General features: G+C 68.0%; 6 protein-coding genes. 4 read left to right on the forward strand and 2 right to left on the reverse strand.

Features of this window, described 5'->3' with window-relative positions:
• Window positions 1-78: 78 nt before the first annotated feature.
• Genes BST17_RS28340 through BST17_RS28350 form a run of 3 tightly spaced genes read left to right on the forward strand, consistent with a single transcriptional unit; the run spans window position 79 to window position 2,835 of the window.
• Window positions 79-1,254 carry a branched-chain amino acid ABC transporter permease gene (locus BST17_RS28340; RefSeq protein WP_083062340.1) on the forward strand — a complete coding sequence of 392 codons (1,176 nt, stop codon included), beginning with the start codon at window positions 79-81 and terminating at the stop codon, window positions 1,252-1,254.
• The gene (locus tag BST17_RS28345) at window positions 1,251-2,102 is read left to right on the forward strand and encodes an ABC transporter ATP-binding protein (RefSeq protein ID WP_083062341.1); all 852 of its coding nucleotides are present in this window, start codon (window positions 1,251-1,253) and stop codon (window positions 2,100-2,102) included. The genes BST17_RS28340 and BST17_RS28345 overlap by 4 nt, the downstream gene beginning before the upstream one ends.
• Window positions 2,086-2,835, forward strand: a complete 750-nt coding sequence (locus BST17_RS28350; RefSeq protein WP_083062342.1) for an ABC transporter ATP-binding protein — start codon at window positions 2,086-2,088, stop codon at window positions 2,833-2,835. The genes BST17_RS28345 and BST17_RS28350 overlap by 17 nt, the downstream gene beginning before the upstream one ends.
• On the opposite strand, the gene BST17_RS28355 is transcribed toward BST17_RS28350, so the two are convergent.
• Both BST17_RS28355 and BST17_RS28360 read right to left on the reverse strand, forming a co-directional pair.
• Window positions 2,817-3,752: a 2-hydroxyacid dehydrogenase gene (locus BST17_RS28355; protein WP_083062343.1), complete on the reverse strand. Its 936-nt coding sequence runs from the start codon at window positions 3,750-3,752 to the stop codon at window positions 2,817-2,819. The two genes, BST17_RS28350 and BST17_RS28355, sit on opposite strands and share 19 nt — an antisense overlap.
• A 44-nt stretch (window positions 3,753-3,796) precedes the next feature.
• Window positions 3,797-4,543, reverse strand: coding sequence for a DUF1684 domain-containing protein (locus BST17_RS28360; protein ID WP_083062344.1), 747 nt, complete (start codon window positions 4,541-4,543; stop codon window positions 3,797-3,799).
• Window positions 4,544-4,801: 258 nt separating this feature from the next.
• On the opposite strand from BST17_RS28360, the gene BST17_RS28365 reads away from it, so the two are divergent.
• Complete coding sequence (locus tag BST17_RS28365) at window positions 4,802-5,443, forward strand: class I SAM-dependent methyltransferase (RefSeq protein WP_083062345.1); 642 nt, start codon at window positions 4,802-4,804, stop codon at window positions 5,441-5,443.
• The last annotated feature ends 87 nt before the right edge of the window (window positions 5,444-5,530 follow it).

Below are 5,530 nucleotides of genomic sequence, written 5' to 3' on the forward strand. Positions count from 1 at the left end.
GCGAGGAGGGCGTATGAGCGACGCTTGCGGAGCGAATCGACGGTATTCATGCGGCGTCCGAGCCTGCGAGGAGGGCGCATGAGCGACGCGACGAAGTCCGGCAATGCCTGGGCCCGGGTCATGGACTGGTGGGACGGCCTGAACCGCCCGCAGAAGTGGGTGTTCGGCATCGTGCTGTTCGCCGGGCTGGCGCTCTCGCCGTTGTTCACGCCCGGTTTCGTCGACACCCCTGGCATCAGCTTCGGTGGCACCATGGCGCAGTTCGCGATGATCGCGATCATCGCCATCGGGCTCAATGTCGTTGTCGGACAAGCAGGTCTGCTGGACCTGGGCTATGTCGGCTTCTATGCGGTGGGTGCCTACACGGTTGCGCTGCTGACCAGCCCGGAAAGCCCGTGGAATCAGATGAGCGCATCCGGATTCTTCAGCACGCCCTGGGCGTGGTTGTCCTGCCTGCCGATCGCCATGGCGATCACGGCGCTCAGCGGGTTGATCCTGGGCACCCCGACGCTGCGGCTGCGCGGTGACTACCTGGCCATCGTCACGCTCGGGTTCGGCGAGATCATCCGGTTGCTCGCCGACAATCTGGCCGATGTCACCAATGGCCCCCGCGGTCTCAACGAGGTCGCGTTCCCGCACTTCCTGGAAAGCGAGCAGCACCCGCAGGGCGTGTTCTCGGTGTCGAATTCCGCCGGCGACACCAACTACGGCACCTGGTGGTTCTGGCTCGGGCTCATCCTGATCATCATCATCCTGCTGCTGGTCGGCAATCTGGAACGCAGCCGCGTCGGGCGAGCCTGGATCGCGGTCCGCGAGGACGAGGACGCCGCGGAGGTGATGGGCGTCAACGCATTCAAGTTCAAACTGTGGGCGTTCACCATCGGCGCCGCGATCGGCGGGCTCTCCGGAGCGCTCTACGCCGGTCAGGTGCAGTACGTGGCGCCGCCCACCTTCAACATCATCAACTCGATGCTGTTCCTGTGTGCGGTGGTGCTCGGCGGGCAGGGCAACAAGCTCGGCGTGATCCTCGGTGCGTTCATCATCGTGTACCTGCCGAACCGGCTGCTCGGTGTGCACTTCCTGGGCATCGACATGGGTAACCTCAAGTACCTGTTCTTCGGGTTGGCGCTGGTGGTCCTGATGATCTTCCGTCCGCAGGGCCTGTTCCCGGCCCGTCAGCACCTGCTGATGTACGCCAAGTCGGCCCGAAAGCTGTTGCGGGCCACCCCGACGGACACGGAGCCGGCCAAATGACCGCCCCAGAGGGCTTCGAGGACAATGTCGCCGAGATCGCCGGTGTGCATCGCGAGATACAGGCCGACGAGGGCGAAGTCCTGCTGCAGACAAATGATCTGACCGTCAAGTTCGGTGGGTTGACCGCGCTGGACGCGGTGACCTTCAACATCAAGCGCGGCGAGATCCTGGGCCTGATCGGGCCCAACGGAGCGGGCAAGACCACCTGCTTCAACGCCATCACCGGCGTGTACCGGCCCAGTGCGGGATCGGTGGTCTTCGACGGCGCGCCGATCGGGCGCATCAAGCGGCACCAGATCACCCGCCTCGGCATCGCCCGCACCTTCCAGAACATCCGGCTGTTCGGTGAGATGACCGCACTGGAGAACGTCATGGTGGGCACCGATGCGCGGCACCACACCTCGGTGCCCGGTGCGCTGTTCCGCTCGGGTCGGCACCGCCGCGAGGAGAAGTCGGCCATCGAGAGGTCGGCGGCCCTGCTGCACTTCGTGGGCATCGCGCACCGCGGCGAGGAGAAGGCCAAGAACCTGCCCTACGGTGATCAGCGCCGCCTGGAGATCGCCCGGGCGTTGGCCACCGAGCCGAAACTGCTGTGCCTGGATGAGCCCGCCGCCGGGTTCAACCCGAGTGAGAAGTCGGCGCTGATCGACCTCATCCGCAAGATCCGTGATGACGGGTACACCGTGCTGCTCATCGAACACGACATGCGGTTGGTGATGGGTGTGACCGACCGCATCGTGGTGCTCGAGTTCGGCCGCAAGATCGCCGACGGTCTGCCCGCCGACATCCGCGAGGACCCGAAGGTCATCGCCGCCTATCTGGGAGTGCCCGATGACGAACTCGCATGAGGTCGACGACCGCAAGGTTCTGCTGGAGGTGCGCGATGTCGTCGTGCACTACGGCAGGATCAAGGCGCTGCACGGTGTTTCGCTGACCGTGCGCGAGGGTGAGTTGGTGACGCTGCTGGGTTCCAACGGTGCCGGCAAGACCACCATGATGCGGGCCATCTCGGGCCTGCTGTCCCTCACCTCGGGATCGGTCTGGTTCGACGGGGTCGACGTCAGCAAGGTCAAGGCCCACAAACGGGTGGCCGATGGTCTCATCCAGGCCCCCGAGGGCCGCGGCGTCTTCCCCGGCATGACGATCATCGAGAACCTCGAAATGGGTTGCTATGGACGGAAGTTCCCGTCCAAGGCCGAGCATGACGAGAAGCTCGACTGGGTGCTGACGACGTTCCCGCGGCTGGCCGAGCGGCGCAATCAGGTCGGCGGCACACTGTCCGGCGGCGAACAGCAGATGCTGGCCATCGGCCGCGCGCTGATGGCCAGACCCAAGGTGCTGCTGCTCGATGAGCCGTCGATGGGGCTCGCGCCCATGGTGATCTCGCAGATCTTCCGCATCATCTCCGAGATCAACAGCCAGGGCACCACCGTGCTGCTGGTGGAACAGAACGCGCAGCAGGCGCTCAGCCGCTCCGACCGCGCCTACATCCTGGAGACCGGGGAGGTCACCCGCACCGGGGCCGCCAGGGACCTGCTCAACGACGACAGCATCCGGGCGGCCTACCTGGGCGTGGCCTGACCTGAGACCACCACGTTCGACGGGGCTGCGCCGGCGGCGTACTCGGTGAGTTGCCGGGCGGCGACGGCCCAGGCGCGTTGCTCGGATCCCGCCGTACTGCCGGCCACATGCGGGGTCAGCAGCAGACCGGGCGCCGACCACAACGGATGACCGGCGGGCAGCGGTTCGGGATCGGTCACGTCCAGCGCGGCGCGCAGCCGCCCGGCACGCAGCTCGGCGAGCAGGGCGTCGGTGTCCACCGCGCCGCCGCGACCGGCGTTGACCACCACCGCCCCGTCGCGCAGCTGCGCCAGGAACGCGGCATCGATGATGCGGTACGTGGACGCGCTCGCCGGCAGCACCGATACCACCGCGTCGGCGGTGGGCAGCAGTGCGGGCAGGTCGTCGGCGGTGACAACCCCGGGGCGGGCCGTTCGGCCGACCAGCGTCACCTCGGTCTCGAAGGGCGCCAGTCGGGCGGCCAGGTTCTCGCCGAGATCACCGGCACCCAGCACGATGACACGCTTGCCGATCAGGGTCTCGGTGAACCGCGGCCGCCACTGTCCGGCCTGCTGATCGGCACGGAAGTCGGCGAGATCGCGATAGATCGCCAGCAGCGCGGCGACCACCCATTCGGCCGTCGAACCGCCATGCGCGCCGCGGCCGTTCGAGAGCGTCACCCCGGCCGGAAGGAGCGGCAGCCACTGTTCGTAGCCGGCGTTGAGCGTCTGCACCAGCCGCAATCGGGGAAGTTCGGCCAGCCTGGCTCCGACGGCCGCGGCATCCTCATGGCCGACGACCACCGCGGTGACATCGGTGTGATCGGCGGGCCACGGGTGGCCGGGCCGGTAGCGAACCGGCTGCAGACCCGGTGTCGCGCCGAGTACCTCGACGCCGAGGTCGTCGGGAACGAGCACCTCGAGGGGTCTGTCGCTCATGCCGTTTCCTTTCCGGTCGCCGTGGCGCCCACTGGTCCCGGACTCTAGCGCGGGTTCTGCTCGCCCGCTTCGACCGCGACGGTCAGCCGGTTCTCCGGCGGGGCCACCGGGCAGGTCGCGAAGTCGGTGAACGAGCAGGGCAGATTGGCGGCCCGGTTGAAGTCCAGTTCCACCGTCCCGTCCGGCGCCGGCGTCGGTATCGCCAGTGAACGTGCACCGGGATAGGTGGTATGCCCGCTGGTGCCGTCGGTGAACAGCACGCCGAGCGCGCCGTCGGGCTTACCGAACACCACCAATTGCTGCGCCAGACCATCGATCTCGAAGTCGACCACGCCGACCGCGGTGTGGTGGTGTTCCAGCCCCTCGACCACCGCGCCGGTCGTGACGGAGCGCTGCTGCGGGTACGGCGTGAAGGTTCCCGTCACCCGCCATCGCGCGGCCGGCGGGTAGGCCGGAATCCCCCGGTAGGCGGCGAGTTGCGGTGCGGCAGGATCGTGCACCCGCAGCGCCACCGACCCGGTGCGCCGGATCACCTCGATGCGACGGGGACCGTCCTCGACCAACAGGCCGGGGGCGCCCTCGACGGGCTCCAGTCGCTCGATACCGGGGATGCCCTCGACATGGACAGCTTCGGCATCGGCGCGCCACCGGCCGGGCAGGTCGGCGACGACCTCGAAATCGGCTGTCAACCAATACAACCCGGTCAGACTCACCCAGCCGAGTGGGTCGCCATAGTAGCGCTCCCGCTCGTCGTGCCACTGTTGCCACTCGGTGTCGAACGTCGTCGTCATCGATCTGCACTCCCACCTGTCGGCAGAAACGTCACGGCCGACCTCCTCGGTACCACCTGCGCCGGCGGCTGCTCTGCGCAACCTGCACCGGCGACCGCGCATTCCCGTCCGGCTCAGTGCACCACCATCGGACCACGATGTGGATACCGCCACGGCGGCTGGCCAGGCTGAACACGTTGAGTGGCAGGCTGTTCGGTGTTTGTCTCGACGTGAGTTTTACCGCATCGCCGCCGCCGCATGCGCCGTAGCGTGCCAACGATGACGTATTGGGCGACATGGCACCAGGACTATCTGGATCCCGAATCCGACATCTCGCGGCGGCTGCGGCATGTGCAGCGCCGGTTGCGCCACGGCCTGGACACCGCACCGGCCGGCCCGATCCGGCTGATCAGCCTGTGCGCCGGGGAAGGTCGCGATGTCATCGGGGTGCTGCCGACCCATCCGCGGCGCGACGACGTCACGGCCAGACTGGTCGAACTGGACCCCGTGATCGCCCAGTCGGCGCGCACCGCGGCCGCCGCGGCCGGCCTGCACCAGGTCGAGGTCGTCACCGGCGATGCCGCGCTGCTGTCGGCGTATGCCGATCTGGCGCCCGCCGACATCGTGCTGGCCGTCGGCATCTTCGGCAATATCGACGACGACGCCATCCGTCGCACCATCGATGGGCTCACCCAACTGAGCAAACCCGGCGCGACGGTGCTGTGGACCCGGTCCCGGCGCGCGCCGGACCTCACGCCGAGTATCCGATCCTGGTTCGGCGAAGCGGGATTCGGCGAAGTCGCCTTCGACTACGAGGAGGGCAGCGACTTCAGCGTCGGCACGCAGCGGTTCGACGGGCAGACGGCACCGCTACAGCCGGAGACCCGGCTGTTCGAGTTCCGCCCCCGGGTCCGGACCTGACCGCTATCTCGCGACGACGACCGAGGAGCCGTGGCCGAAGAGGCCTTGGTTGGCGGTGACGCCGACGGTGGCGCCTTCGACCTGGCG

Origin of the sequence: Mycolicibacterium bacteremicum, assembly GCF_002086115.1 — a bacterium.
GTDB lineage: Bacteria > Actinomycetota > Actinomycetes > Mycobacteriales > Mycobacteriaceae > Mycobacterium > Mycobacterium bacteremicum.

What these genes read in the sequence shown, in the direction of transcription:
- BST17_RS28340 (WP_083062340.1), top strand. Translation starts at nt 79, where the DNA reads ATGAGCGACGCGACGAAGTCCGGCAATGCCTGGGCCCGGGTCATGGAC.
- BST17_RS28345 (WP_083062341.1), top strand. Translation starts at nt 1,251, where the DNA reads ATGACCGCCCCAGAGGGCTTCGAGGACAATGTCGCCGAGATCGCCGGT.
- BST17_RS28350 (WP_083062342.1), top strand. Translation starts at nt 2,086, where the DNA reads ATGACGAACTCGCATGAGGTCGACGACCGCAAGGTTCTGCTGGAGGTG.
- BST17_RS28355 (WP_083062343.1), bottom strand. Translation starts at nt 3,752, where the DNA reads ATGAGCGACAGACCCCTCGAGGTGCTCGTTCCCGACGACCTCGGCGTC.
- BST17_RS28360 (WP_083062344.1), bottom strand. Translation starts at nt 4,543, where the DNA reads ATGACGACGACGTTCGACACCGAGTGGCAACAGTGGCACGACGAGCGG.
- BST17_RS28365 (WP_083062345.1), top strand. Translation starts at nt 4,802, where the DNA reads ATGACGTATTGGGCGACATGGCACCAGGACTATCTGGATCCCGAATCC.